This is a genomic window from Aeromicrobium duanguangcaii (assembly GCF_024508295.1).
GTDB classification, from domain to species: Bacteria; Actinomycetota; Actinomycetes; order Propionibacteriales; family Nocardioidaceae; genus Aeromicrobium; species Aeromicrobium duanguangcaii.
The window spans coordinates 2132490-2158523 of the sequence record NZ_CP101990.1 but is presented as its reverse complement, the minus strand read 5'-3'; the positions used below and the strand labels follow the sequence as shown (position 1 = coordinate 2158523).

33 protein-coding genes are annotated in these 26034 nt (G+C 69.1%); 25 read left to right on the top strand and 8 right to left on the bottom strand.

Annotated features, from left to right (window positions below; all coding sequences use genetic code 11):
* Nucleotides 1-20: 20 nt before the first annotated feature.
* The 11 genes from NP095_RS10645 (at nt 21) to NP095_RS10595 (ending at nt 9376) form a co-directional block, all read left to right on the top strand.
* A complete protein-coding gene (locus tag NP095_RS10645; protein WP_154597178.1) occupies nt 21-239 on the top strand; it encodes an ATP synthase subunit c family protein in 219 nt (72 codons plus the stop codon).
* Nucleotides 239-781, top strand: a complete 543-nt coding sequence (locus tag NP095_RS10640) for a F0F1 ATP synthase subunit B (protein WP_232418946.1) — start codon at nt 239-241, stop codon at nt 779-781. Before NP095_RS10645 ends, NP095_RS10640 begins: the two co-directional genes overlap by 1 nt.
* Nucleotides 781-1584 (top strand): F0F1 ATP synthase subunit delta, encoded by an 804-nt coding sequence (locus tag NP095_RS10635; protein WP_232418947.1) that lies wholly within the window; start codon nt 781-783, stop codon nt 1582-1584. The genes NP095_RS10640 and NP095_RS10635 overlap by 1 nt, the downstream gene beginning before the upstream one ends.
* A 39-nt stretch (nt 1585-1623) precedes the next feature.
* Entirely contained in the window at nt 1624-3267 is a 1644-nt protein-coding gene (gene atpA, locus NP095_RS10630) for a F0F1 ATP synthase subunit alpha (RefSeq protein WP_232418949.1), read from the top strand.
* Nucleotides 3268-3269: 2 nt separating this feature from the next.
* Complete coding sequence (locus NP095_RS10625; protein ID WP_232418951.1) at nt 3270-4199, top strand: F0F1 ATP synthase subunit gamma; 930 nt, start codon at nt 3270-3272, stop codon at nt 4197-4199.
* Between the two features lie 10 nt (nt 4200-4209).
* Complete coding sequence (gene atpD, locus NP095_RS10620) at nt 4210-5664, top strand: F0F1 ATP synthase subunit beta (protein ID WP_154596953.1); 1455 nt, start codon at nt 4210-4212, stop codon at nt 5662-5664.
* An 11-nt stretch (nt 5665-5675) separates the two neighbouring features.
* Nucleotides 5676-6047 (top strand): F0F1 ATP synthase subunit epsilon, encoded by a 372-nt coding sequence (locus NP095_RS10615; RefSeq protein WP_232418953.1) that lies wholly within the window; start codon nt 5676-5678, stop codon nt 6045-6047.
* A gap of 23 nt (nt 6048-6070) precedes the next feature.
* On the top strand, nt 6071-6517 hold the full coding sequence (locus NP095_RS10610; RefSeq protein WP_232418954.1) for a DUF2550 domain-containing protein: 447 nt from the start codon (nt 6071-6073) through the stop codon (nt 6515-6517).
* A 64-nt stretch (nt 6518-6581) separates the two neighbouring features.
* Complete coding sequence (locus tag NP095_RS10605) at nt 6582-6707, top strand: hypothetical protein (RefSeq protein ID WP_255669257.1); 126 nt, start codon at nt 6582-6584, stop codon at nt 6705-6707.
* Between the two features lie 32 nt (nt 6708-6739).
* On the top strand, nt 6740-7321 hold the full coding sequence (locus tag NP095_RS10600; RefSeq protein WP_232418959.1) for a cob(I)yrinic acid a,c-diamide adenosyltransferase: 582 nt from the start codon (nt 6740-6742) through the stop codon (nt 7319-7321).
* 69 nt (nt 7322-7390) lie between these two features.
* Nucleotides 7391-9376: a protein meaA gene (locus NP095_RS10595; protein ID WP_232418961.1), complete on the top strand. Its 1986-nt coding sequence runs from the start codon at nt 7391-7393 to the stop codon at nt 9374-9376.
* A 91-nt stretch (nt 9377-9467) separates the two neighbouring features.
* Here the strand turns inward: NP095_RS10595 and NP095_RS10590 are convergent, their stop codons facing one another.
* A complete protein-coding gene (locus NP095_RS10590; protein ID WP_187411437.1) occupies nt 9468-9662 on the bottom strand; it encodes a hypothetical protein in 195 nt (64 codons plus the stop codon).
* 51 nt (nt 9663-9713) lie between these two features.
* Between NP095_RS10590 and NP095_RS10585 the strand changes: the two genes are divergently transcribed.
* Nucleotides 9714-10238, top strand: coding sequence for a ferritin (locus NP095_RS10585; protein WP_232418963.1), 525 nt, complete (start codon nt 9714-9716; stop codon nt 10236-10238).
* 3 nt (nt 10239-10241) lie between these two features.
* Nucleotides 10242-11180 carry an endonuclease/exonuclease/phosphatase family protein gene (locus NP095_RS10580; RefSeq protein ID WP_232418965.1) on the top strand — a complete coding sequence of 313 codons (939 nt, stop codon included), beginning with the start codon at nt 10242-10244 and terminating at the stop codon, nt 11178-11180.
* Nucleotides 11181-11296: 116 nt separating this feature from the next.
* Here NP095_RS10580 and NP095_RS10575 read toward each other — a convergent pair whose 3' ends face one another.
* The 3 genes from NP095_RS10575 to NP095_RS10565 all read right to left on the bottom strand — a co-directional run bounded on the left by NP095_RS10575 (nt 11297) and on the right by NP095_RS10565 (nt 12866).
* Nucleotides 11297-11731, bottom strand: a complete 435-nt coding sequence (locus tag NP095_RS10575; RefSeq protein WP_232418967.1) for a WapI family immunity protein — start codon at nt 11729-11731, stop codon at nt 11297-11299.
* A 92-nt stretch (nt 11732-11823) separates the two neighbouring features.
* A complete protein-coding gene (gene nucS / locus NP095_RS10570; RefSeq protein WP_232418969.1) occupies nt 11824-12501 on the bottom strand; it encodes an endonuclease NucS in 678 nt (225 codons plus the stop codon).
* Nucleotides 12498-12866: a hypothetical protein gene (locus NP095_RS10565; RefSeq protein WP_232418971.1), complete on the bottom strand. Its 369-nt coding sequence runs from the start codon at nt 12864-12866 to the stop codon at nt 12498-12500. The genes nucS and NP095_RS10565 overlap by 4 nt, the downstream gene beginning before the upstream one ends.
* Nucleotides 12867-12962: 96 nt before the next feature.
* Here NP095_RS10565 and NP095_RS10560 point away from each other — a divergent pair, with 96 nt between their 5' ends.
* From NP095_RS10560 to NP095_RS10550, 3 genes are read left to right on the top strand one after another with little or no spacing between them, the layout of a single operon-like run.
* The gene (locus NP095_RS10560) at nt 12963-14153 is read left to right on the top strand and encodes a 3-hydroxyacyl-CoA dehydrogenase family protein (protein ID WP_232418974.1); all 1191 of its coding nucleotides are present in this window, start codon (nt 12963-12965) and stop codon (nt 14151-14153) included.
* A gap of 50 nt (nt 14154-14203) precedes the next feature.
* A complete protein-coding gene (locus tag NP095_RS10555) occupies nt 14204-14479 on the top strand; it encodes a hypothetical protein (RefSeq protein ID WP_232418975.1) in 276 nt (91 codons plus the stop codon).
* A 28-nt stretch (nt 14480-14507) separates the two neighbouring features.
* Nucleotides 14508-15287 carry an alpha/beta hydrolase gene (locus NP095_RS10550; RefSeq protein ID WP_232418977.1) on the top strand — a complete coding sequence of 260 codons (780 nt, stop codon included), beginning with the start codon at nt 14508-14510 and terminating at the stop codon, nt 15285-15287.
* A 10-nt stretch (nt 15288-15297) separates the two neighbouring features.
* On the opposite strand, the gene NP095_RS10545 is transcribed toward NP095_RS10550, so the two are convergent.
* The 3 genes from NP095_RS10545 to mce form a co-directional block, all read right to left on the bottom strand.
* Nucleotides 15298-16344: a DUF418 domain-containing protein gene (locus tag NP095_RS10545; protein ID WP_232418979.1), complete on the bottom strand. Its 1047-nt coding sequence runs from the start codon at nt 16342-16344 to the stop codon at nt 15298-15300.
* 11 nt (nt 16345-16355) lie between these two features.
* Complete coding sequence (gene ccrA, locus NP095_RS10540) at nt 16356-17693, bottom strand: crotonyl-CoA carboxylase/reductase (protein ID WP_232418983.1); 1338 nt, start codon at nt 17691-17693, stop codon at nt 16356-16358.
* A gap of 99 nt (nt 17694-17792) precedes the next feature.
* Nucleotides 17793-18239: a methylmalonyl-CoA epimerase gene (gene mce / locus NP095_RS10535; protein ID WP_232418985.1), complete on the bottom strand. Its 447-nt coding sequence runs from the start codon at nt 18237-18239 to the stop codon at nt 17793-17795.
* Nucleotides 18240-18305: 66 nt separating this feature from the next.
* On the opposite strand from mce, the gene NP095_RS10530 reads away from it, so the two are divergent.
* The 6 genes from NP095_RS10530 (at nt 18306) to NP095_RS10505 (ending at nt 22819) form a co-directional block, all read left to right on the top strand.
* Nucleotides 18306-18734 carry a pyridoxamine 5'-phosphate oxidase family protein gene (locus NP095_RS10530; RefSeq protein WP_232418987.1) on the top strand — a complete coding sequence of 143 codons (429 nt, stop codon included), beginning with the start codon at nt 18306-18308 and terminating at the stop codon, nt 18732-18734.
* An 82-nt stretch (nt 18735-18816) separates the two neighbouring features.
* A complete protein-coding gene (locus NP095_RS10525; RefSeq protein WP_232418989.1) occupies nt 18817-20010 on the top strand; it encodes an acetyl-CoA C-acetyltransferase in 1194 nt (397 codons plus the stop codon).
* 25 nt (nt 20011-20035) lie between these two features.
* Nucleotides 20036-20989: a methylmalonyl Co-A mutase-associated GTPase MeaB gene (meaB, locus tag NP095_RS10520; RefSeq protein WP_232418991.1), complete on the top strand. Its 954-nt coding sequence runs from the start codon at nt 20036-20038 to the stop codon at nt 20987-20989.
* Nucleotides 20990-21065: 76 nt separating this feature from the next.
* Nucleotides 21066-21221: a hypothetical protein gene (locus NP095_RS10515; RefSeq protein ID WP_232418993.1), complete on the top strand. Its 156-nt coding sequence runs from the start codon at nt 21066-21068 to the stop codon at nt 21219-21221.
* A 10-nt stretch (nt 21222-21231) separates the two neighbouring features.
* The gene (locus NP095_RS10510) at nt 21232-21888 is read left to right on the top strand and encodes a PH domain-containing protein (RefSeq protein ID WP_232418995.1); all 657 of its coding nucleotides are present in this window, start codon (nt 21232-21234) and stop codon (nt 21886-21888) included.
* Nucleotides 21889-21910: 22 nt separating this feature from the next.
* Nucleotides 21911-22819: a tetratricopeptide repeat protein gene (locus NP095_RS10505; protein WP_232418997.1), complete on the top strand. Its 909-nt coding sequence runs from the start codon at nt 21911-21913 to the stop codon at nt 22817-22819.
* Nucleotides 22820-22852: 33 nt separating this feature from the next.
* Here NP095_RS10505 and NP095_RS10500 read toward each other — a convergent pair whose 3' ends face one another.
* Nucleotides 22853-23746, bottom strand: coding sequence for an NUDIX hydrolase (locus NP095_RS10500; protein ID WP_232418999.1), 894 nt, complete (start codon nt 23744-23746; stop codon nt 22853-22855).
* Nucleotides 23747-23785: 39 nt separating this feature from the next.
* Between NP095_RS10500 and NP095_RS10495 the strand changes: the two genes are divergently transcribed.
* The 3 genes from NP095_RS10495 (at nt 23786) to NP095_RS10485 (ending at nt 26034) form a co-directional block, all read left to right on the top strand.
* Nucleotides 23786-24271, top strand: coding sequence for a GNAT family N-acetyltransferase (locus NP095_RS10495; protein ID WP_232419000.1), 486 nt, complete (start codon nt 23786-23788; stop codon nt 24269-24271).
* Between the two features lie 42 nt (nt 24272-24313).
* Nucleotides 24314-25093 (top strand): enoyl-CoA hydratase/isomerase family protein, encoded by a 780-nt coding sequence (locus NP095_RS10490; protein WP_232419002.1) that lies wholly within the window; start codon nt 24314-24316, stop codon nt 25091-25093.
* Between the two features lie 161 nt (nt 25094-25254).
* Nucleotides 25255-26034 (top strand): electron transfer flavoprotein subunit beta/FixA family protein, encoded by a 780-nt coding sequence (locus NP095_RS10485; protein WP_232419004.1) that lies wholly within the window; start codon nt 25255-25257, stop codon nt 26032-26034.

Genomic DNA, 26034 nt, shown 5'->3' with positions numbered 1-26034 from the left:
CGACGCCGATGCGCGTCACAATGAAAGGACAAGCCGTGGAAGGCTCCCTCAACATGCTCGGCTACGGTCTCGCCACCGTGGGCCCCGGTATTGCCGTCGGTCTGATCTTCGCCGCGTACATCAACGGCGTCGCCCGTCAGCCCGAGGTCCAGGGTCGTCTCCAGACCATCGCCATTCTGGGCTTTGCTCTGGCTGAGGCTCTCGCGATCATCGGCATCGCGCTCGCGTTCGCCATCTGATGAAGGCCATCCTCCTGGCGGCAGCGGCGGAGGGCGAAGAGCCCAACCCGCTGATCCCGCACCTCCCCGAGATCATCTGGGGACTCATCTTCTTCGTGGCGCTCGTCGCGCTCATGACGAAGTACGTGGTGCCCAACTTCGAGAAGGCGTACGCCGCGCGTACCGCCGAGATCGAGGGCGGCATCGAGGAGGCGAAGGCGGCCCAGAACGAGGCGCAGGCAGCGCTGGAGAAGTACACGGCGCAGCTGGCCGAGGCACGGCACGAAGCCGCCGCCATCCGCGAGGAGGCGCGCGAGCAGGGTGCCCAGATCGTCGTCGAGATGCGCGAGCAGGCCCAGGCGGAGTCCCAGCGGATTCTGTCGGCTGCTCAGGCGCAGATCGCCGCCGAACGCCAGCAGGCGATCGCGCAGCTCAAGTCCGAGGTCGGCGGCATGGCCACCGAGCTCGCGGCGCGGATCGTCGGTGAGACCCTCGCCGACACCGATGCGCAGCGTCGCTCCGTTCAGCGCTTCATGGACGAGCTCGAGGGGTCGGCGAACTGATGCGTGGATCGTCTGCCAAGTCGCTCGACGCGACCCTGTCCGCGGTCTCCGCGGTGCCGGGTTCGTCGGCGGCGCAGGTCGGCGCCGATCTGTTCGGCGTCGTCGCGGCCCTCGATGGTGCCATCGCGGCACGTCGCCTCCTGAGTGATCCGTCGATCGAGACCGAGGGCAAGCGTTCGCTCGTCGCCGGGATCTTCGGCGGAAAGGTCGGCGCGGACACCCTCGCGGTGCTCGATGCGGCCGTCGCCGGTCGCTGGGCAGCGGGTCGTGACCTCACCGACGGTCTGGAGATCGCCGGTGTCGCGGCGTACACGCGGTCCGCGGATGCGGCAGGTCAGGGCGACGTGCTCGAGAACGAGCTCTTCGAGGCCGGCCAGGTCATCCACGGCGAGGCCGAGCTGCGCCAGGTCATCTCGGACCGGTCCGTTCCGGTCGAGGCCAAGACCACGCTGTTGCGCGACGTCTTCGGCGGCAAGGTCTCCAGCGCTACGCTGGCCCTGCTGACGCAGGCGGCGGTGGCACGGGCCGGCTCCTTCGAGCGGGTCCTCGACATCTTCAGCCGGCAGGTCGCGGCGCGCGAGGATCGTCTCGTTGCCGTGGCGCGTGTCGCGTACGAGCTCGATGACGCCGAGCGCGACCGGCTCACCGCGGCACTGTCGCGGCGGTACGGCCGATCGATCCAACTCAACACCGTGGTTGATCCGTCCGTCATCGGCGGCATCGCCGTCTCCGTGGGCGACGAGGTCGTCGACGCCACCATGTCCACCCGCCTCGAGGCCGCCCGCCGGCGCATCGCAGGCTGACCAGAACGCACCGTTCGCACAAGAAGGCAGGCACACAGCATGACTGAACTCTCGATTCGTCCGGAGGAGATCCGCGACGCGTTGCAGAAGTTCGTGTCGGACTACACCCCGACGCAGGGCGAGGCCGAAGAAGTCGGCGTCGTGGCGTCGGCGGCCGACGGCATCGCGCAGGTCGAGGGTCTTCCCTCGGCGATGGCCAACGAACTGCTCGAGTTCGACGACGGCACCCTGGGTCTCGCGTTGAACCTCGACGTCCGCCAGATCGGCGTCGTCATCCTCGGTGACTTCGAAGGCATCGAAGAGGGCCAGAAGGTCAAGCGCACGGGCGAGGTCCTCTCGGTCCCCGTCGGCGAGGGCTACCTCGGCCGCGTCGTCGACCCGCTGGGCAACCCGATCGACGGCCTCGGCGAGATCACGGGCCTCGAGGGTCGTCGTGCGCTCGAGCTCCAGGCGCCGAACGTCATGCAGCGCAAGAGCGTTCACGAGCCGCTGATGACCGGCCTGAAGGCGATCGACTCGCTGACCCCGGTCGGCCGTGGCCAGCGTCAGCTGATCATCGGTGACCGTCAGACCGGCAAGACCGCCATCGCGATCGACACGATCATCAACCAGAAGGAATTCTGGGAGTCGGGCGATCCGACGAAGCAGGTCCGCTGCATCTACGTGGGCATCGGCCAGAAGGGCTCGACCATCGCGTCGGTCCGTGGCGCCCTCGAGGAGGCCGGCGCGCTGGAGTACACGACCATCGTCGCGGCTCCCGCCTCGGACTCGGCCGGCTTCAAGTACCTCGCCCCGTACACCGGCTCGGCCATCGGCCAGCACTGGATGTACTCGGGCAAGCACGTTCTGATCATCTTCGACGACCTGTCGAAGCAGGCCGAGGCGTACCGCGCCGTGTCCCTGCTGCTGCGCCGTCCGCCGGGCCGCGAGGCCTACCCGGGCGACGTCTTCTACCTGCACTCGCGGCTGCTCGAGCGTTGCGCCAAGCTCAGCGACGAACTGGGTGCGGGCTCGATGACCGGTCTGCCGATCATCGAGACGAAGGCCAACGACGTCTCGGCGTACATCCCGACGAACGTCATCTCGATCACCGATGGCCAGATCTTCCTGCAGTCGGACCTGTTCAACGCCAACCAGCGTCCCGCGGTCGACGTCGGCATCTCGGTGTCGCGCGTGGGTGGCTCGGCGATGACCAAGGCGATGAAGGCCGTCACCGGCTCGCTCAAGGTCGAGTTGGCCCAGTACCGCGCCATGGAGGCGTTCGCGATGTTCGCGTCCGACCTCGATGCCGCGTCCAAGGCCCAGCTCGCCCGTGGTCAGCGCCTCATGGAGCTGTTCAAGCAGGCCCAGTACAACCCGTTCCCGATGGAGCAGCAGGTCGTCTCGATCTGGGCCGCCACGACGGGCAAGCTCGACGCGGTTCCGGTCTCGGACGTCCACCGCTTCGAGGCGGAGTTCCTGGACTACGTCAAGCGCTCGCACTCCGGTGTCCTGGACGCGATCCGCGAGAGCGGCAAGTTCGAGGACTCCAGCGCCGAGGCTCTCGACGGTGCCTACGACTCCTTCCTGGACCAGTTCCAGACGAGCGAGGGTGAGTCGATCAAGGCCGGGCACGAGGAGTTCGACGCGCTGGCCGACGAAGAGGTCGAGCAGGAGCAGATCGTCCGGCAGAAGCGAGGCTGACGATGGCTGTCTCACTCCGCGAATACCGCGCGAAGATCAGGTCGACGCAGTCGACCAAGAAGATCACGCGTGCGATGGAGTTGATCGCCGCGTCGCGGATCATCAAGGCTCAGCAGCATGCGGCCGCGGCCGGACCGTACGCGCGTGAACTCACGCGTGCGGTCTCGGCCCTGGCCACGTTCTCCAACATCGAGCACGTGCTGACCACCGAGAACCCGAACGCCGAGCGCGCCGCGATCCTCGTGATCGCCAGCGATCGCGGTCTGGCCGGTGCGTACGCGTCGAGCGTGCTCAAGGAGACCGAGCAGCTGGCCGAGCGCCTCCGTGGCGAGGGCAAGCAGGTCACGTACTTCCTCGCCGGCCGCAAGGCGGAGCAGTACTTCAACTTCCGCCAGCGCGAGTTTGAGAAGTCCTGGACGGGCTTCTCGGACAAGCCGACGTACGACGACGCTCGCGTCATCGGCGACGAGCTGATCGCCCGCGGTGCGCGGGACGAGACCGCCGAGGAGGCGGTCGATCCGGCCGAGGCCGTCGATGAGCTCTACGTGGTCTACACGCGGTTCAAGTCGATGCTGGTGCAGGAGCCGACGGCCATCCGTCTGTTCCCGCTCGAGATCGTCGAGGGCGAGGAGGCTCCGGACGAGGCCGAGGCTCTGCCGCTGTACGAGTTCGAGCCCAGCGCCGCCGAGGTCCTCGAGGCGGTCCTGCCCAAGTACCTCTACAGCCGCATCTACTCCTGCCTGCTGCAGGCGGCCGCCTCGGAGCTGGCCGCTCGTCAGAAGGCCATGAAGTCCGCGACCGACAACGCGCAGGACCTGATCGAGAAGTACACCCGACTGGCGAACCAGGCTCGCCAGGCCGGCATCACCCAAGAAATCAGCGAGATCGTGGGTGGCGCGAACGCGCTCGCCGAGGCCTCCGCGTCCGATTGAGGAAGACACCATGACTGCAACCGTCGAAGAGACCACCACCGACAAGGCCGCTGTCACCGGCCGGGTCGCCCGCGTCATCGGACCGGTGCTCGACATCGAGTTCCCGGCCGATCAGATGCCCGAGATCTACAACGCCCTGCTGGTCGACACCGAGGTCGCCGGCACCAAGGAGACGCTGACCCTCGAGGTGGCGCAGCACATCGGTGACGGCATGGTCCGCGCCATCAGCCTGCGTCCCACCGACGGCGTCGTCCGCGGCACGCCGGTCACCAACACGGGGGAGCCGATCTCGGTTCCCGTCGGCGACCAGACCCTGGGCAAGGTCTTCAACACCACCGGACAGGTCATGAACCTGGCCGAGGGTGAGACCTGGGAGGTCAAGGAGCGCTGGGGCATCCACCGCAAGGCTCCGGCCTTCGACCAGCTCGAGTCCAAGACCGAGATGTTCCAGACCGGCATCAAGGTCATCGACCTGCTGACGCCCTACGTGCTCGGCGGCAAGATCGGCCTGTTCGGTGGCGCCGGCGTCGGCAAGACCGTGCTGATCCAGGAGATGATCGCCCGCGTCGCCAAGGACCACGACGGCGTGTCGGTGTTCGCCGGTGTCGGCGAGCGCACCCGTGAGGGCAACGACCTCATCGTCGAGATGGAGGAGTCCGGCGTCCTCGACAAGGTCGCGCTGGTCTTCGGCCAGATGGACGAGCCGCCGGGAGCGCGTCTGCGCGTGGCGCTGTCCGCTCTGACGATGGCGGAGTACTTCCGCGACGTCCAGGGCCAGGACGTGCTGCTGTTCATCGACAACATCTTCCGCTTCACGCAGGCCGGCTCCGAGGTCTCGACCCTGCTGGGTCGCGTCCCCTCGGCCGTGGGCTACCAGCCCACGCTGGCCGACGAGATGGGCGTGCTGCAGGAGCGCATCACCTCGACGCGTGGTCACTCGATCACGTCGATGCAGGCGATCTACGTTCCCGCCGACGACTACACCGACCCGGCCCCGGCCACGACGTTCGCGCACCTGGACGCCACGACCGAGCTGAGCCGCGAGATCGCGTCGCTGGGCATCTACCCGGCCGTGGACCCGCTGACGTCGACGTCGCGCATCCTCGACCCCCGCTACATCGCCGCCGATCACTACGCGACGGCGAACCGGGTCAAGGGCATCCTGCAGCGCAACCAGGAGCTCCAGGACATCATCGCGATCCTCGGTGTCGACGAGCTCAGCGAAGAGGACAAGACGATCGTGTCGCGCGCACGTCGTATCCAGCGCTTCCTCTCGCAGAACACCTACGTGGCCAAGCAGTTCACGGGCATCGAGGGTTCGACCGTCCCGCTCGACGAGACGATCGACGCCTTCACCAAGATCTGTGACGGCGACTACGACCACGTGGCCGAGCAGGCGTTCTTCATGTGCGGCGGTCTGGACGACGTCGACAAGAAGTGGGCCGACATCCAGAAGAACCTCTGAGGCCCGCTGACATGACACTGCAGATCGAGCTCGTCGCCGCCGACCGCGTCGTGTGGTCGGGCGAGGCCCGTGAGGTCGTCGCGCGCACGTCCGAGGGTGACCTCGGCGTGCTCCCCGGCCACGCGCCGCTGCTGTCGCTGTTGGTGCCCGGCGTCGTCAGGATCCAGCCGGTCGATGGTGACGTCATCGAGGCCGCCGTCAGCGAGGGCTTCGTGTCCGTCGCCGCGGACCGGGTGTCCATCCTGTCCGAGGACATCTTCCTGGCCGACGAGGTCGACGAGTCGGCGGTCACGGCCGAGCTCGACGAGGCCCGTTCGTCCTCCGACGCGCTCGCCGTGCGTCGGGCCGAGGCGAAGCTGCGCCTGGTCGGCAAGGCGTCCTGATGGTGATCGCGAGGGAGTGAGTCATGCCGCTGTGGATGTGGCTGGTCGACTCCCTCGCGATCATCGTCGTGCTGGGCGTGCTCCTCGTGGGCGCGATCATCGCCAGGCGGCGGTGGATCGCCCGTAAGGGTGTCACGTTCGAATTGAGCGTCAATCGAGGCGCCGAGCATTCAGCCGCAGGCTGGATGCTCGGCGTCGCGGTCTATGGCGACGACCGCATCGACTGGTACCGCACGTTCTCCCTCTCGCCCAAGCCGCGGTATCGCTTCGTCCGCGGGCAGGTCCTGATCGAGGGGCGCCGGGATCCGGTCGGGGCCGAGGAGTACGCGTTGCACGACGGCCACATCGTCGTCCGCACCGAGAACGCCGAGGGCATCGAGCAGTTCGCCCTGAGCCCCAATTCCCTGACCGGGCTGCTGTCGTGGCTCGAGTCCTCGCCGCCGGGGCGCGGCGTCAACAACGTCCTGTGAACCAAGGGGCCGGATCTGGCCGTTTCGGTTGCCGCCGTCCCGGCGAACGGCCACACTTGGTCACATGAAGAAGATCATTGCTGCCACGCTGCTCGCCCTGACCGTCGCCGCCGGCGTCGCCGCCTCGCCCGCCCAGGCGGACGACACCTCCTCGGTGAAGATCCGCACCCTCGGTATCGACTGGATGTGACCCACGGGGCGTCCCGCCCCTAGGGTGAGCCCATGGTTCACCTGACGAAGATCTACACCCGCACCGGCGACGACGGAACGACGAATCTCGTCGATTTCTCGCGCACGTCCAAGAACGACCTGCGACTGGTGGTCTACGCGGACGTCGACGAGGCCAACAGCCAGATCGGCGTGGCCCTGGCCACGGGCGAGCTGGATGCGGATGTCACGGCGGTGTTGACCCATGTCCAGAACGATCTCTTCGATCTGGGCTCGGACGTGGGCAACCCCGTCGTCGACGAACCGAAGTACCCGCCCCTGCGCGTCGAGCCCGACTACGTCGAGCGGCTCGAGCAGTGGTGCGACCGGTTCAACGAGGACGTTCCCCCGCTCGACTCGTTCATCCTTCCCGGCGGCACGATGGCCGCCTCGCAACTGCACGTCGCGCGCACCGTGGTCCGCCGCGCCGAGCGCGCCGCCTGGGCCGCGATCGAGCAGCACGGCGACACCGTGAACGTGCTCGTGGCGAAGTACCTCAACCGCCTGAGCGACCTGCTGTTCATCCTCGGGCGCTACGCCAATCGTGAGCGTGGAGACGTGCTCTGGGTGCCCGGCGGAGACCGCACCGGGGCCTGATCTCGGGGTCCCTGTCCGGCGTGAGGTGGCCCACGCTCACGCGGGGCTACCCGGCGGTACCCTAGGCCCATGTCAGTGCAGCCTGATCGCCCGTGGGTGATGCGAACCTACGCCGGCCACAGTTCCGCCGCCGAGTCCAACGCGCTCTACCGGCGCAATCTCGCGAAGGGTCAGACCGGTCTGTCGGTCGCGTTCGACCTGCCGACCCAGACCGGGTACGACCCGGACCACGTGCTGTCGCGCGGTGAGGTCGGCAAGGTCGGTGTGCCGATCCCGCACCTCGGTGCGATGCGTCGTCTGTTCGAGGACATCCCGCTGTCGGAGATGAACACCTCGATGACGATCAACGCGACGGCGATGTGGCTGCTGGCCATGTACCAGGTCGCCGCCGAGGAGCAGGGCGTCGAGCCCGCCGCGCTGGCCGGCACGACGCAGAACGACATCATCAAGGAGTACCTCTCGCGGGGCACCTACGTGTTCCCGCCCGAGGCGTCGCTGCGGCTGACGACCGACATGATCGCCTACACGGTGTCGACGATCCCGAAGTGGAACCCGCTGAACATCTGCAGCTACCACCTGCAGGAGGCCGGCGCCACGCCCGTGCAGGAGCTCGCGTTCGCGATGAGCACCGCCATCGCGGTGCTCGACGCCGTCAAGGACTCCGGACAGGTGCCGGACGACCAGTTCGAGCAGGTCGTCGGCCGCATCTCGTTCTTCGTCAACGCCGGCGTGCGCTTCGTCGAGGAGATGTGCAAGATGCGCGCCTTCGGCCGGCTGTGGGAGGAGATCACCCGCGACCGCTACGGCGTCACCGACCCGAAGATGCGCCGCTTCCGCTACGGCGTGCAGGTCAACTCCCTCGGTCTCACCGAGGCGCAGCCCGAGAACAACGTGCAGCGCATCGTGCTGGAGATGCTGGGCGTCACGCTGAGCAAGGACGCCCGCGCCCGCGCGGTGCAGCTGCCGGCGTGGAACGAGGCGCTGGGTCTGCCGCGTCCGTGGGACCAGCAGTGGTCGCTGCGCCTGCAGCAGGTGCTGGCCTTTGAGTCGGACCTGCTCGAGTACGGCGACATCTTCGAGGGCTCGCACGTCATCGAGGCCAAGGTCGACGAGCTGGTCGAGGGCGCCAAGGCCGAGATCGATCGCGTCCAGGCGATGGGCGGCGCTGTCGCGGCCGTCGTGTCGGGCTACATGAAGCAGGAGCTCGTCACCTCGCACGCGGAGCGCCGCGCCCGGATCGAGTCCGGCGAGATGAAGGTCGTCGGCCTGAACTGCTACACCGAGACCGAGCCGTCCCCGCTGACGGCCGACCTCGACGCGGCGATCATGGTCGCCGATCCGCAGGCCGAGGCCAACGCCATCGCCGACGTGCAGCAGTGGCGCAGCGAGCGCGACCAGCAGGCCGTCGACGCGGCGCTCGAGGCGCTGCAGCAGCAGGCCAAGACCGAGCAGAACCTCATGGCCGCCACGCTGGACGCCGTGCGCGCCGGCGCGACCGTGGGGGAGTGGGCCGGGGCCCTGCGTGAGGTCTTCGGCGAGTACCGAGCGCCCACGGGCGTGTCAGGAGTCAGTGGCGTGGCCGAGGCCGGAACCGAGTTGACCGCTGTCCGCGAGAAGGTCCGCCAGACCGGCGAGGAGCTGGGCGGACGCCTGCGGTTCCTGGTCGGCAAGCCGGGCCTGGACGGGCACTCCAACGGCGCCGAGCAGGTCGCCGTGCGTGCCCGTGACGCCGGTTTCGAGGTGATCTACCAGGGCATCCGTCTGACGCCCGAGCAGATCGTCGCGGCCGCCGTCGCCGAGGACGTTCACGTCGTGGGCCTGTCGATTCTGTCCGGATCGCATATGGAGCTCGTGCCGGATGTCCAGAAGGGCCTGGCCGACGCCGGTCTGACGAACGTGCCGGTCATCGTCGGCGGGATCATCCCGGACTCCGACGGCCGCAAGCTGGAGGCTGCCGGCATCGCCGCGGTCTTCACGCCCAAGGACTTCGGCATGACCGACATCATGAGCCGCGTCGTCGACGAGATCCGCAAGGCCAACGACCTGCCCGTCTGAGGACGCAACACGGGCGAAGGCACGCCTGTCCTTCGTGGCACGGGGGCCCTCGGACCCCTAGGCTCGACCGTGATCGAAGCAGTCGAAGAGGTCAGGCCGCCAGCGGCTTGGTCTTGGTCTTGGACTTGGAGGACTTCTTGTTCTTCTTCTTGTCCCCGACCTTGACCAGCTTGCGCTTCTTGACGGTGTAGCCGTCCGGGAGCGTGCCGTCGGCCATCATGCGAATGGGGCAGCGCTTGCAGCGAGGCTTGCTGACGCAGCACTTCTTCTTCGGCGGCTTCGGCACGACAACCACGGTACAGCGCGAGGTTAGGCTGTCCTAGCCGAAGGAGTGAACATGGCTTCCGAGCAGTTCGTCAGGGCCCTGCAGGACCAGATCGGGCACGAGTTCAGTGCGCACCAGCAGTACGTGGGCATCGCGACCTACTACGACGCGCTGACGATGCCGCAGATGGCTGCGCTGTTCTACGCCCAGGCCGTCGAGGAGCGCGATCACGCGATGATGATGATCCAGTACCTGCTCGACCAGGACCAGGCGATCGTCATTCCCGCGCTCGCCGCCCCGCGGATGGACTTCGCGGACGTCGTCGAGCCGGTCCAGGTCGCCCTGGACCAGGAGAAGCGCGTCACGAGCCAGATCAACGAGCTCACGCGGGTCGCCCGGGACGACAACGACTTCGCCTCCGACCAGTTCATGCAGTGGTTCATCAAGGAGCAGGTCGAGGAGGTCGCCAAGATGAGCGACCTGCTGGCCGTGGTCACCCGTTCCAAGCACGACTACGAGCGCATCGAGGACTGGATCGCGCGCGAGGAGACCGGTGAGGGCTCCGACCCCACCGCGCCGCCGATCGCGGGCGCCTGACGCGTGAGGGTCGTCCGGCTGCTCCTGGCCGTCGTCGCGGTGGCCCTGCTGGTCCTCGCGGCGACGCCGTGGGTGGATCGGGTCGAGCCGTCCTGGCTCCCCGCCGTCCAGGCGCTCGGCAAGGTCTGGATCGCGGCCGCGGTCGTGGGGATCGTCGCGAGCCTCGTGACGCGGGCCTGGTTCGCCTGCGGCACGAACCTCGTGGCGATCGCGGTGGCCCTCGTGACCATCGTCAACGTCAGCAACCGCCCGGACTGCGATGCCGGTGACGGCCGACTGGCCGTGATGGCCCTCAACGCGCACTACGGCGACGCGGACGTCGCCCAGCTCGCCGCCGCCGTGCAGCGGCACGACATCGACGTCCTGGTCGTTCCGGAGGCCACCGAGCCGATGATCGCGAAGCTGGCGGCGACCGAACCGGGCCGGCGCTTCACCCACCGCAGCGGGCAGACCCCCGAGAGCCGCGACACCGAGGGCACCGTGATCCTCTCGCGGTATCCCGCGACCCGGGTCGACGTGCCCGCCGGCGAGGCCGAGATCTTCCAGCAGCCGGCGATGTCGGTCGACGTCGGCGGCACCCCGGTGCTCGTGCGGGGCGTCCACCCGAAGCCGCCGGTCGATGACTGGCTGCAGGACTGGCGCACGGGCCTGATGGAGCTGGGGCAGTGGCAGCGCGCCAACCGGGGCCGCCCGCTCGTCATGGCGGGGGACTTCAACGCCTCGTCCGCCCATGCGCCGTTCCGCGACGCCAAGCGCGGGATGTACGACACGGCCGGCTGGTGGCCCACGTCGACCTGGCCACTGGATCGTGCCTATCCGCCCTTCGCCGACATCGACCATGTGCTGGTGCGTGGCCTGAGCGTGAAGGGCTCGGGCACCGAGGACATCGACGGCACCGACCATCGCGCCGTCTGGGCCGACCTGCGGATCTGCAGCCGCTGAGGGTGCACGCGCCCCGCCGGCCCCCGGTGGTCGAGCGGCGGCGAGCGTAGCGAGACGTCGTGTCGAGATCACCTGAGCCGTCAGCCCATGGTCTCAAGACGCGGGCCATCGAGAACTCAGCGCTGCGGGAAGCACTCCAGCTCAGCCGCCCAAGCGGTGGCCGCCTCGTCCAGCCCGCCTCGGGAGACACGGAACCAGACGGACGTTCCAGAACCCCACCGAACGTCGTGAGTCGCAGTCGCGGCCGCGGCTTCCGCGCGGAGGCAGGCACCGACGGTCACGGTGTCGTCCGTCGCCTCCGTTACGTGGAACGACAGGTTCGGTTCGGTGAACTCGACCGAGGCATCGACCTTGGCTTCGCGCAGGAACTCCAGGAGCTCTCTGGCCTCCCAGGTCGTCAGGCATGGGTTGCGGAACGTCCACGTCTCGCCCGCGGTCGTCACCTCGCCAGCTACCACCAGCCAGTTCGCGTCCCACTCGGCGTCGGCGCCGAGCGTGGTCGCGTCGAACTCATATCCGGCGATCGACAGATCGAGGACGTCGCCGGTCATAGATGTCAGTCTCACGCTCAGGGATGCTAGTCGCGCGAACCGACAGAACCGCGATCCTTCCTTGGGATCCGGTGGCGGACCTGCCCTGCTCCTCAGAACAGGCGCAGGCTCGGGTCGTCGAGGCCGCGCAACTCGTCGTAGTCGACGATGACGCAGTCGATGCCGCGGTCCTTGGCCAGCGTGCGGGCCTGGGGCTTGATCTCCTGCGCGGCGAAGATGCCGCGCACGGGGCGCAGCTTCGGGTCGCGGTTCATCAGCTCGAGGTAGCGGGTCAGCTGCTCGACGCCGTCGATCTCACCCCGGCGCTTGATCTCGACCGCCACCGACGCGCCGGAGGCGTCGCGGCACAGCAGGTCGACCGGCCCGATGGCGGTCATGTACTCGCGGCGCACCAGCGACATGCCCTCCTCGAGGGCGGCGGTGTGCTCGGCCAGCAGTTCCTGCAGGTGCTTCTCGACGCCGTCCTTCTGCAGGCCCGGATCGACGCCGAGCTCGTGCTCGGAGTCGTGCAGGACCTCCTCGAGGCGGATCCGCAGGGTGTCGTCGGTCTTCTTGGCCGTGACGGTCCACTCGGGGACGCCGTCCTCGGAGACGCCCTCACGCAGCGTGCACGGCGGGCTCATCCAGTTGAGCGGCTTGTACGAGCCGCCGTCGGCGTGGATCAGCACCGAGCCGTCGGACTTGACCATGATGACCCGCAGGGCCAACGGCAGGTGGGCCGTCAGCCGGCCGGCGTAGTCGACCTGGCAGCGGGCGACGACGATTCTCACAGGCGCTCGAGCATCCCGAGCTTGAAGTTGATGGTCTCGCCCGAGAGCTCGCCCTCGCTCGTCTCACCGTCGTCACCCTCGAGGAAGACGATCTCATCCTCGACGCGGTACGTGCCGCGGCGGAAGTCGACGTTGCCCTCGAAGTCCTCGGTGAACGTGCCGTCCTCGGCGAAGTGCACGGTCCAGTTGGCCTCGTCCGCACGCCAGGAGCCCACGAGATTCATCCGCGGATCGTTCGACGGGACGGTCGCGCTGGGCGTCTCCGTGGTCGGAGCGGCGGGGGTGGCGGGCTCGTCGTTGGCGCATCCGGCCAGGGCCACGAGCAGGACTGTCGCGGCGGCTGTCGCAACGAGACGTGAGGACATGAGACTCCCATCAGAACATCGGTCGTGTCACGCTACCCTGTCACGAACGCTCGCCGGGAAGCAGCACCGACGAGCCAAGCCTCCAAGGAGATTCTGATGGCAGAGATCGTCGATCGCATCAACGCCGATGACGAGGGTGGACGGATCGCTCGCACCCTGCTCTTCCCGTACCTCAACCACGCGGCCACCATGTTCGGCGACGGTTATGCGACCGCTGCCGACATCGACGCGGGCATGCGTTTCGGTTGCGGCTACCCGATCGGCCCGTTGGCCCTGATCGACGCCCTCGGCGCCAAGACGGTCGTCGCCGGCCTGTCCGAGCAGTTCGCCCGCACCGGCGACCCGCTGCACCAGCCGGCTCCCGCGCTGGTCGAGGCCGCCGATCAGTCCACCGCCTTCACCGGCGAGGGCGCGGACGGCACGGCCGTCCCGCAGGTCAAGCGTCCGGTCAGCTCGGTCGGCGTCGTCGGCACGGGCACGATGGCCTCGGGCATCGCCCAGGTCTTCGCCCAGGCCGGGTACGACGTCGTCTACGTCGGCCGCTCGCAGGAGAAGCTCGACGGTGTCGTCGCCTACGTGACGAAGAACCTCGACCGCGCCGTCGCCAAGGGCAAGCTCGACGAGGCAGGCAAGGACGCGGTCCTCGCCCGCCTGACCGGAGCCACCGAGCGTGAGGCGCTGGCCGACGTCGACCTCGTCGTCGAGGCGATCGCCGAGGATCTCGACATCAAGCTCGAGCTCTTCCGCGACCTGGACCGCATCTGCAAGCCCGGCGCGATCCTGGCCACGACGACGTCCTCGCTGTCCATCCGCGCCTGCGCCGATGCCACGAGCCGTCCGGCCGACGTCATCGGCATGCACTTCTTCAACCCCGCGCCGGTCATGAAGCTGGTCGAGGTCGTCACGACCGACGCCACCGATCCCGACGTCGACGAGACGGTCCGCGCGCTGTGCCTGGCGACGGGCAAGCACCCGGTCTCGTGCGGCGACCGCGCGGGCTTCATCGTCAACGCGCTGCTGTTCCCGTACCTGAACGACGCGATCACGCTGCAGGAGTCGGGCGCGGCGTCGATGGAGCAGATCGACACGGCGATGAAGGAGACCAAGCTCCCGATGGGGCCGTTCGAGCTCCTCGACGTGGTCGGCAACGACGTCTCGCTGGCGATCCAGCAGACGCTGCACGGCGCGTTCGGTCACGAGGGCTGGAAGCCGGCTGCGTCGCTCGAGCAGGTCGTCGCCGACGGCAAGCTCGGTCGCAAGACCAAGGCTGGCTTCCACACCTACTGAGTCACCCACGCACGACAGCGCACATGGCCCCGATCGGTACGATCGGGGCCATGTCGCGTCGTAAGGCTGCTGCCGCCAGAGCCGCTCGACGCGAGCCACCCGCGCCGCGCGAGGAGCTCGTGCACCGCCGGGCCGGTGACTTCTGGCAGCGGTTCATCACCGGCACGACCTCGAGCAAGCCGTACCGGTGCCCCGGCTGCCACCAGATGATCGCCCCGGCCACCCCGCACTACGTCGTGTGGCCCGACGTGCCGAGCCTGTTGGAGACCGACGGACTCAACGAGCGCCGGCACTGGCACCAGGGCTGCTGGAAGCGCCATTCGTGACGCGGGGCCCCTCGGGCAAGATGGCCTCGTGAAGAAGATCACCGGTTCATCGGTCCTGCCCGCCCGGCGTGCGGACATCGAGCTCACGACCGCCGACGGGCTGACGCTCGTGGGCGAGCTGGCCCTCCCGGCCGAGCGGCCCCCCGTCGCCACGATGATCTGCCTGCACCCCCTGCCGACCCACGGCGGCATGATGGACAGCCACGTCTTCCGCAAGGCGGCCTACCGCCTGCCCGCGCTGGCCGACATCGCGGTGCTGCGCATCAACACCCGGGGCACCGAGAGCGTGCGCGGCCGCAGCGAGGGCGCTTTCGACCACGCGGTGGGCGAGCGCTTCGACGTCGCCGCCGCCATCGAGTACGCGGAGTTCGCCGAGCTGCCGAACGTGTGGATCGTCGGGTGGTCGTTCGGGACCGACCTGACGCTCATGTACGGCCTGGAGCCCGACGTCACCGGCGCGATCCTGCTGTCGCCGCCGCTGCGGTTCAGCGGCCCCGAGCACCTCGAGGCCTGGGCCGAGGACGGCCGCCCGCTGGTCGCCCTGGTGCCCGAGTTCGACGACTACCTGCGACCGACCGAGGCCCGCGAGCGCTTCGCCGCCGTGCCCCAGGCCGAGGTGGTCGCGGTCGAGGGAGCCAAGCACCTGTGGGTGGGCGACACCGAGCGTGTCCTGGACGAGATCGTCGCCCGCCTGAATCCCTCGGTCGAGCTGCCGCTGCCCCAGGAGTGGGACGGCCCGATGGAGCGCGCCGACTCGTCGGCCTACGCCGACCGCACGACCGCGGTCTTCCGGGACACGCCCCGCTGAGCGAGCCGCCTCAGCCGGCCTTCGGCTCGGCTGAAGCCTGGGTCCGCACGACCACCTCGTGCAGCCCTCGTTCGAGCGGGCCGCGCCGGAAGCGCGTGAACCACGCGCTGGCGACGACGAGGGCGACGACGAGGGTCGACGCGGCCAGGAGACCCGACCCGCGCTCCAGCGACGGGTCGATCCCGATCGCCACCGCGTAGGCGACGACGTGCGCGACGTAGAGCGTCAGGGTCATCCGCCCGACCGCCTCGAGGGGGTAGAGCAGCCCGCGGGCGCGCGGGGTCAGCAGCATCAGTGCGGACAGCAGGCCCACGGCGATCGCCAGGGCGGAGGCGGCCTCGATCGGGTTCTGCGACCGGTGCTCCGACATGAGCGCCTGGACGACGAGCGACTCGCCGGCGGGGCCCGTCCGCCCGAGTCGCTCGCTGAGGTCCAGCATGAGCGCATGCAGGACGGCGCCGAGGCCCAGTCCCACGACCGCCAGGACGGCCAGGTCGGACGTCCGCAGCCGGATGCGGCCGAGCCCCAGGCCGATCAGCAGGAAGCCGGTCCACTGCAGGGCGGGGTAGGGATGGCCGACGAGCAGTGCCCCGGCCGGGTCGATGAGCAGGTCGGGCAGGTCCCGCGCGGCCCACGCGGCCAGCAGCGGGCCGAGCAGGACCAGGACGGTGCCTAGCGCGATGACAGGGCCCGGGGGGACGCGCAGCAGGGGCAGCGCCAGCACGAAGAAGGCGGCGTACGAGGTCAGGATGACGGCGACCGGGGTGCCGAGCGCCGTGAGGAACGCTCCCAGCCCGGCGAGGACCGCGGCCCGCACCAGGACGGCCAGCCGGTCGTCGGCGAGGCGTCGTCCGTCGTGTGGTGTCGTCCCGCCCGTGGCGAGCGCCAGCGAGAACCCGGCGACCACGACGAACAGGACGGCCGCCCGCCCGTCGCCGACATGGCGCCATGACGCAGCGACACCCGGATCGAAGTCGATCCGGGTGTCGAGGTGGGTGATGACCATCCCGATGAGCGCGAGTCCGCGGGCGGCGTCCACACCGCGGACTCGCGTCATCGGGTGGCCGATCAGATGCCGCGGAAGCGGTTGATCTCCGTCAGGTGCTTGGCGCGCTTCTCCTCGTCGGAGACGCCCAGGCCCTCCTGCGGGGCCAGCGCGAGCACGCCGACCTTGCCCTGGTGCAGGTTGTGGTGCACGTCGAGCGCGGCCTGACCGGTCTCCTCGAGCTTGTACACCTTCGAGACGGTCGGGTGGATGAGGCCCTTGTCGATGAGTCGGTTGGCCTCGTAGGCCTCGCGGTAGTTCGCGAAGTGCGAGCTCTTGATGTTCTTCAGGTTCATCCACAGGTAGCGGTTGTCGTACTGGTGCATGTAGCCCGAGGTCGACGCGCAGGTGATGATCGTGCCGCCCTTGCGCGCGACGTAGACACTGGCGCCGAAGGTCTCGCGGCCCGGGTGCTCGAAGACGATGTCCGGGTCCTCGCCGCCGGTGAGCTCGCGGATCTTCTTGCCGAACCGCTTCCACTCCTGCGGGTCCTGGGTGTTCTCGTCCTTCCAGAACTTGTAGCCCTCGGCCGAGCGGTCGATGATGTGCTCGGCGCCGAGCGAGCGCACGATCTCGGCCTTCTCGGGGCTGGAGACGACGCACACGGGGATCGCGCCGCCGGTGAGGGCCATCTGCGTGGCGTACGAGCCCAGGCCGCCCGAGGCGCCCCAGATCAGGACGACGTCGCCCTGCTTCATGTTGGCGCCGTTCTTGCTGACCAGCTGGCGGTACGCGGTGGAGTTGACCAGGCCGGGGGAGGCGGCCTCCTCCCACGTCAGGTGGGCCGGCTTCGGCATCAGCTGGTTCGACTTGACGATGGCCAGCTCGGCGAGGCCGCCGAAGTTGGTCTCGAAGCCCCAGATGCGCTGCTGGGGGTCCATCATCGTGTCGTCGTGGCCGTCGGGGCTCTCGAGCTCGACCGAGAGGCAGTGCGCGACGACCTCCTGCCCGGCCTTCCAGGCGTTGACGCCCGGGCCCGTGCGCAGCACGACGCCCGCGAGGTCGGACCCGACGACGTGGTAGGGCAGGTCGTGGCGCTTGGAGTACTCGGAGAGCTTGCCGTAGCGCTCGAGGAAGCCGAACGTCGAGACCGGCTCGAAGATCGAGGTCCAGACGGTGTTGTAGTTGATCGCGCTGGCCATAACGGCGACGAGGGCCTCACCCGGAGCGAGCTCGGGCAGCGGCACGTCGTCGAGGTGCAGGCTCTTGCGGGGATCCTTGTCCCGGGTGGCGATCCCCTCGAACATCTTCTCCTCGTCCTTGTGGACGGTGATGCCCCGGTAGGTCTGGGGCAGTTCGAGGTTCTGGTACGTCTCGGCGGAGCGGTCGCCGGACATGATGGCGTCGAGGATGTGCTGCACAGGGGGTCCTTCGCGTCGGTGAGGCCAGATGGTCTGCGGAGAGGTTACTGGCGGGAAACATTTCCCGCATGCGGGACGCGGAGAGTCCGCGAGCCCGGATCAGTGCGAGACGGCGGGTTGCACCAGTTCGACCAGTACGCCGCCGGCGTCCTTCGGGTGAACGAAGTTGACGCGACTGTCGGACGTGCCCCGCTTGGGGGTGTCGTACAGCAGGCGCACACCGCGGTCGCGCAGGGTGGTGGAGACCGCGTCGATGTCGGTCACACGGTACGCCAACTGCTGGATGCCCGGTCCGTTGCGGTCGAGGAACTTGGCGATCGTGGACTCCGGGCTCAGCGGCGCCAGCAGCTGGATGCACGAGCCCGAGTCGCCCACGGCCAGCATGGCCTCGCGGACGCCCTGCTCCTCGTTGACCTCCTCGTGGATCGATTCGAGACCGAAGACGCGCGAGTAGAACTCGATCGCGTCGTCGAGGTCGGGGACGGCGATGCCGACATGGTCGATGGCGGTGAGCAGATGGCCCGGAACGAGACTGTCGCTGGTCATGGCGGGCAGCCTAGTACGGGTGAACGTTCCCTTCGCACTGACCGCATTCCGGGTGACAATGGACGTATGGACATCGACAGCGCGATCACCGACATGACCGGCAACGAGCCGTGGGACTTCGTCGCCGACCACACGCTGGGCCGCCTGGGCATGACGATCCTGGACCAGCCCGAGATCTTTCCGGTCAACTATGTGCTGGCTGGTCGCCAGATCGTCTTCCGCACCGCCGAGGGGACCAAGCTGATGGGCGTGCTGCTGGACCGCCACGTCGTCTTCGAGGTCGACGAGGTGAACGCCGACGGCGCGGCGAGCGTCATTCTGAAGGGGAAGGCCCGCAAGATCGAGACGCAGGCCGAGCTGGAGAAGCTCGATCTGGACGATCTGCACTCGTGGGTCCCGACCATGAAGTACAACGTCGTGGTCATCGACGTCACCGAGATCACGGGCCGCCGATTCCGCTTCGGACCCGAGCCGGAGCTCTTCCCCGTCATGTAGTGGTGATGTCCACGGCTGGTTCGGGGTGAGCGGGGCCACAGGTACAGTGACCCCAACGCACGCACTCGAAGGAGCACGTTCCATGACCACTTCCGTCATCGTCGCCGGCGCCCGGACCCCGATCGGACGCCTGCAGGGCGCCCTCAAGTCGCTGTCCGGTTCCGATCTCGGCGGCATCGCCATCAAGGGCGCCCTCGACCGGGCCGGTATCACCGGCGACCAGGTCGAGTACGTGATCATGGGCCAGGTCCTGGGAGCAGGAGCCGGCCAGGTGCCCGCGCGCCAGGCGGCCTTCAAGGGCGGCATCCCGCTCGACGTGCCCGCGATGACCATCAACAAGGTGTGCCTGTCCGGCATCAGCGCGATCGCGCTGGCCGACCAGATGATCCGCGCCGGTGAGCACGACGTCGTCGTCGCCGGCGGCCAGGAGTCGATGAGCCAGGCTCCGCACCTGCTCACCGGTTCGCGCGACGGTCACAAGTACGGCAAGGCCACGATGCTCGACCACATGGAGTACGACGGCCTGTGGGACGCGCTGACCGATCAGGCGATGGGCTCGCTCACCGAGCAGCGCAACGCCGGGACGGACACGCTGACGCGCGAGGAGCAGGACGAGTACGGTGCGCGCTCGCACCTGCTGGCCGCCGCGGCTCAGAAGAACGGGCTGTTCGACGAGGAGATCGTCTCTGTCGAGATCCCGCAGCGCAAGGGCGACCCGATCGTCGTGACCTCCGACGAGGGCGTGCGAGGCGAGACGACCGCCGAGTCGCTGGGCCGCCTGCGTCCGGCGTTCTCCAAGGAGGGCACGATCACGGCCGGAACCGCCAGCCAGATCTCCGACGGCGCCTGCGCCGTGGTGGTCATGAGCAAGGAGAAGGCCGAGGAGCTGGGCCTGACCTGGCTCGCCGAGATCGGCGCCCACGGCAACGTCTCGGGTCCCGACTCGACGCTGCAGGAGCAGCCGGCCAACGCGATCCTCAAGGCCGCGAAGAAGGACGGCATCGATCCGGCCGACATCGACCTGTTCGAGCTCAACGAGGCATTCGCCGCCGTCGGCATCGTCTCGGCGCGCAAGCTGGGCGTCGACATCGACAAGGTCAACATCAACGGCGGTGCGATCTCGCTGGGCCACCCGATCGGCATGAGCGGCGCTCGCGTGGTGCTCCACCTCGCGCTCGAGCTGCAGCGTCGTGGTGGCGGCACCGGTGCGGCCGCCCTGTGCGGTGGCGGTGGCCAGGGCGACGCCCTGATCATCCGCGTGCCCCAGCAGGCCTGATCGGCTCACCGCCGAAGCTGCGGAGTTGAACTCCAGGAACGTCGACGTCGCCGACCTGGTCTCGCGGGCGCAAGCCGGCGAGGCCAGGTCGGTCGCACGTCTGATCACGTTGGTCGAGACCGAGTCCGACCACCTGCACGAGGTCAGTGCGGCCTTGGCGCCGCTGGTCGGGAAGGCCCACGTCGTCGGCCTCACCGGCTCGCCGGGCGTCGGCAAGTCCACCACCACGTCCGCTCTCGTCACTGAGCTGCGTGCCCGGGGACGTCGGGTGGGCGTGCTCGCCGTCGATCCCACCTCTCCCTTCAGCGGGGGAGCGCTTCTCGGCGACCGCGTGCGCATGCAGGACCACGCCACCGACCCGGACGTCTACATCCGCTCGATGGCCAGCCGCGGTCACCTCGGCGGCCTCTCGTGGGCGACACCCCATGCCATCCGCGTGCTCGACGCAGCCGGCTGCGACGTCGTCCTGCTCGAGACCGTCGGCGTGGGACAGTCCGAGGTCGAGGTCGCCGGTCTGGCCGACACCACGGTCGTGCTGCTCGCGCCGGGCATGGGCGACGGCATCCAGGCGGCCAAGGCGGGCATCCTCGAGATCGGCGACGTCTTCTGCGTCAACAAGGCCGATCGCGACGGCGCCACCACCACGCGACGCGAGCTGCGCACGATGCTCTCGATGTCCGACCGGCACGACGGCTGGAAGCGGCCGATCGACCTGACCGTCGCCACGGAGGGAACCGGCGTTCCCGAGCTCGTCGACCATCTCGAGGAGCACGCGGCCCACCTGCGCGGCTCCGGGCAGCTGGCGGGACGCCGCACCAGCCGGCTGCGTCGCGAGATCCAGGCGATCGCGTTGGACCAGGTCCGGCGCCGGTTCGTCGTGGACGGGGGAGAGGAGCTCGACGCGCTGGCCGCCCGGGCCTTCGCGGGTGAGGTCGACCCCTTCTCTGCGGCACGGATGTTGCTCGCGGGATCGGAGTGACGGGCGGGGTCAAGAACCCTGATTTTTACTGTGGTGCCTGCCCGAAATGACCCTCGAGGTCCGGTAGAACTGACGCGTGGTGAAAAAGGCAGTGGTTCTGTTCGTGGTGGGCTTCGGGCTCTACTACCTGTTCAGCACGCCTGATGACGCCGCGACGGCCGTTCGGGGGGCCTTCGACGCAGCCATCAGCGCATTCGGACAGGTCGGGGTGTTCGTCTCCGGACTCGCGTAGGGAGATCGTCATGATCGACCGACCGGCGATCGTGTCCGCGCCGCCTCTGGTCGCGACGCGGTTCTGGCGACGTCTGCGTGAGCCGTTTCCCGACCCCGAGAACCATGTGGCGCTGAACAAGCGCCTCAACCCCCGCAGCGGCGAGCGCGTCCTGCAGATCGTTCCCAAGCACGTGGCCGTCTACTGGCCGCTCCCGGCGGCGATGCTCGCGTCCCTGGGCGCGCTGGTGGTGCTCCTCTTCCACTGGACCTCGGCCGCCGCCCAACTGTTCTGGCTCGTGTCCCTCGTCGTCGTGGTGATGGCGGCGGTGCGGGCGTACGTGGAGTGGCGCGACGTCTTCGTCGTGACCAACTGGCGCGTGGTGCGGCTCAGCGGCGTCCTGACCGCCCGGGTCGCGACGATGCCGATCAACCGCATCCTCGACATGACGATGACCCGGCCCCTGCTGGGACGGATCGTCGGCTACGGACACTTCGTGTTCGAGTCCGCCGCCCAGGAGCAGGGCCTGCGCGAGATCAAGTTCGTGCCGAACATCCTCGCGGTCGACCGTCAGATCAACAACGCCGTCAACAAGGAGGCCCGTCGCCGCGAGCGCCTCCTGGTCTCGCGCGACCGTCCCCTCGACCTCTCGGACGAGGAACCGACCGAGCCCATCCGCGGTCTGTGACCTTTCTTCCTAGACTGTCCCCATGAGCTTCTCCCAGCCCGGCGCGTTCGACCTGTCCTCCCTGGCCAAGCCCCGTCCGGCGGCGGGAGGGGCAACGCCCGCTCCCGCCGGCGCGGTCTACGTCATCGATGTGAACGAGGCCGACTTCCAGCAGGTCGTCGAGTCCTCGATGCAGCACCTCGTCGTGCTGAGCGTGTGGTCCCCGCGGGCCCCGCAGAGCGTCGAGTTCAACGAGGTGCTCGCCGCGGCGACGTCGCCGTACGGCGGAGCGCTGCAGCTGGCGAAGGTCGACGCCGACGCCAACCCCGGCATCGCGCAGGCGCTGCAGGTCCAGACCGTACCCTTCGTCGTCGGCCTCGTCCAGGGCCGTCCCGTCCCGCTCTTCCAGGGCACGGTCGACGCGTCCGAGGTGAAGCGCTTCTTCGACGAGCTCGTGCGGCTCGCGCAGGAGAACGGCCTGACCGGACGGGCGCAGCCCTCCGGCGGCGCCCCCGCGGCCGAGCCCGAGGAGCCCGAGGACGACCCGCGCTTTGCCGCCGCCGACGAGGCGTACGGCCGCGGTGACTTCGACGCCGCGATCGCCGAGTACGAGGCGTTGCTGGCCCAGACGCCGGGCGACGCCGAGGTCGTCGAGCGGCTCGCCGCGACGAAGCTCTACGCCCGGATCGCCGGAGCCGATCTGCAGGCGGCGCGCCAGGCGGCCGCCGACGCCCCCGACGACGTCGACGCGCAGCTGCTGGTCGCCGACCTCGACGTCACGGGCGGACACATCGAGGACGCGTTCCTGCGGCTCATCGACCTGGTGAAGCGCACGTCCGAGGACGATCGCGAGCGCGTGCGCCAGCACCTGCTCGACCTGTTCACGGTCGTGGGCCTGACCGACCCCCGGGTGGCGCAGGCGCGTCGCTCGCTCGCCGCCGCACTGTTCTGAGCGGCACTGTTCTGAGCACTCGGCGCTGAGCGATCACTCCGGCTGCCGCGGCGCCTCGCGGTAGGACGGCAGGGGAGCGTCGGCCAGCGACTCGAGCAGCTCGGTCGTGGCCAGCGTGGCCTTCTCGCGTACGGTCTCGAGGTCGCACCAGTGGACGGCCGCGATCTCGGACCGCTGCAGCACCATCTGGTCGACCAGGTCGGCGTCGACGACGCCCAGGTCGAACACGAACAGGCACGCGTCGTCCCAGCGACTCCACGGCGGCAGCCAGTTCATCGTGACGAGACCGTCGATCGTGACGGTGATGCCGAGCTCCTCCTGGAGCTCACGGACCAGGCCGGTCGCGGGACTCTCGCCGACCTCGACGACGCCGCCGGGCAGGTCCCACTCGCCCTTGTAGGTCAGCTCGCACAGCAGCACCCGGCCGTCGCGATCGCGCAGGATGCCCTGGCCGATGACGCGCTTGCGGGGGAGCCCGGCGTTGAGGATCGCGACGAAGCCGTCACGACTGAAGGCCGGCGGATCGTCGACGATCCGGGCCAGCAGCACCTGCTCGACCTCGCCGCGCGGGGCGCGGGCGATCCCTTCGCGGCGCAGTCCGGCGATCGACGCCGCGCGCAGTCCGAGCGGGTCGTCGGCGGGGACGCGGGCCTCGATGCGGGTCCACTTCAACTGCGTGAAGGCGTACTCGACACCGATCCTCAGCGCCCGGCTCGCGATCATGGCGCCGGGCCCGGTCGAGAAGTTCCAGCGCATCGACCCGAGGGTCCGGCCGGCCTTGCCGGGGCTGCGCTGCAACGCGACGGTGCCGATTCTCTCGCCGCCGTAGACCACGGCGAATCCGTGCAGGTCCTCGGCGCCCGAGGTCGGCTCGAGCACGAGGTCGTCGTCACGCAACAGGGTGGAGGCGTCCGCGGGTTCGGTCACGAGGCCGAGGCTACCGGCCGCCGTGATGGAATCGGCTCCATGACCGATCCGCGGATCCGCCCCGCCACCGCCGACGACGTGCCCGCGATGGTGCGGCTCGTGCACGACCTCGCCGCCTACGAACGCGCCCCCGACGAGTGCGTGCTGACCGAGGAGATGCTGCACGAGCGCCTCTACGGCTCGGCGCCCGCGCTGTTCGCCCACGTGGCCGAGGTGGACGGCGCCGTGGTGGGCGTGGCGATCTGGTTCCTGAACTTCTCGACGTGGGACGGGGTCCACGGGATCCACCTGGAGGACCTCTACGTCGACCCGGCGCATCGCGGGTCCGGTCTGGGGCGCGCGCTGCTGGCGCGACTGGCCGAGGTCTGCGTCGAGCGCGGGTACAGCCGGCTGCAGTGGCAGGTGCTGGACTGGAACACCCCGTCGATCGAGTTCTACCGCTCGCTCGGCGGCGTCGACCTGGCGGACTGGCGCACCTACCGTCTCGCGGGGGAGGCCCTGCAGGCGCTGGGCTCGGTGTCCTGACCCTGTCCTATGCTCGCCCCAACCCACACAGGAGGCACAGCCATGGCGGAGTTCGTCCGACTCGAGGTGACCGACGGCGTCGGCACGATCCGACTCGACCGACCCAAGATGAACGCGCTCGACGCGCAGGTCCAGACCGAGCTGCTCGAGGCGGCCCGTGAGGCCGACCGCCGCGATGACGTGGCCGCGGTCGTGGTGTGGGGCGGCGAGCGGGTGTTCGCTGCCGGCGCCGACGTCAAGGAGATGGCCGACATGGGCTATCCCGAGATGTTCCGCCACGCGCACCTGCTGCAGGAGTTCACCCGGGCCATCGCGGCGATCGGCAAGCCGACCGTCTCGGCGATCACCGGGTTCGCGCTGGGCGGCGGCCTCGAGCTGGCGCTCGCGACGGACCTGCGGTTCTGCGCCGACAACGCCAAGCTGGGCCAGCCCGAGATCCTGCTGGGCATCATCCCCGGCGCGGGCGGCACCCAGCGCCTCGCGCGGCTGATCGGCCCGGCCAAGGCCAAGGACCTCATCTACACGGGCCGCTTCGTCGCCGCCGACGAGGCGCTGGCGCTCGGTCTGGTCGACGAGGTGCTGCCGGCCGACCAGGTCCACGACCGCGCGATCGCGTGGGCCTCGCAGTTCGTCGGGGGACCGGCCATCGCGCTGCGCACCGCCAAGGACGTCATCGACAAGGGCCTCGAGGTCGACCTGCAGACCGGGCTCGAGATCGAGCGCGCCGGCTTCACCGGCCTGTTCGCCACCCAGGACCAGACCGACGGCATGGCGTCCTTCGTCGCCAACGGCCCGGGCAAGGCGACCTTCACCGGCAAGTGATCCACGCCACGCTCCACGGAGTGCGGCCCTTCGTTACCTTTCGGTAACATCGTGGCAGGAAGGGTCGCCTCACCCATGCGGTTCCGCGCGTGGCAGGGTGGTCCTGATACCTCGCGGGCGATCAACCGTCGTTCGCGCCCCGAATTCACAGGAGGGTCCTCGTGACCAAGATCGTTGTCGCTGTGAAGTACGTGCCGGACGCCACGGCGGACCGCACGTTCGACGCTGATAACACTGTCGACCGTGAGAACGTCGATGGACTGCTCTCCGAGCTCGACGAGTACGCGGTCGAGCAGGCATTGCAGGTCATCGAGGACGGTGACGGTGAGGTCACCGTGCTGACCGTCGGCCCCGCCGACGCCTCGGACGCTGTGCGCAAGGCCCTGCAGATGGGCGCCGACGCCGGTGTCCACGTCGAGGACGACGCCATCGCCGGATCCGACGCCTTCGCGACGTCGCTGATCCTGGCCAAGGCCATCGAGAAGCTCGACTACGACATGGTGTTCTTCGGCATGGGCTCCACCGACGCCGGCATGGGCGTCGTGCCGACGCTGGTCGCCGAGCGCCTGGGCCTGCCGGCCATCACGTTCGCCTCCGAGATCTCGGTCGACGGCGACACGGTCAAGATCCGCCGCGACGGCGATGCCGCCACGCACCAGATCGAGGCCACCGGCAAGCTCGTCGTCTCGGTCACCGACCAGACCGGCGAGGCTCGCTACCCCTCCTTCAAGGGCATCATGGCCGCCAAGAAGAAGCCGGTCGAAGAGTGGAGCCTGTCCGATCTGGGCATCGACGCGGCCGAGGTCGGCGGCGACAACGCCTGGACCAAGGTCGAGTCCACGACCCCGCGCCCGCCGCGCACCGCCGGTGAGATCGTCACCGACGAGGGAGACGGCGGCACCAAGCTCGTCGAGTTCCTCGCGTCCAAGAAGTTCGTCTGA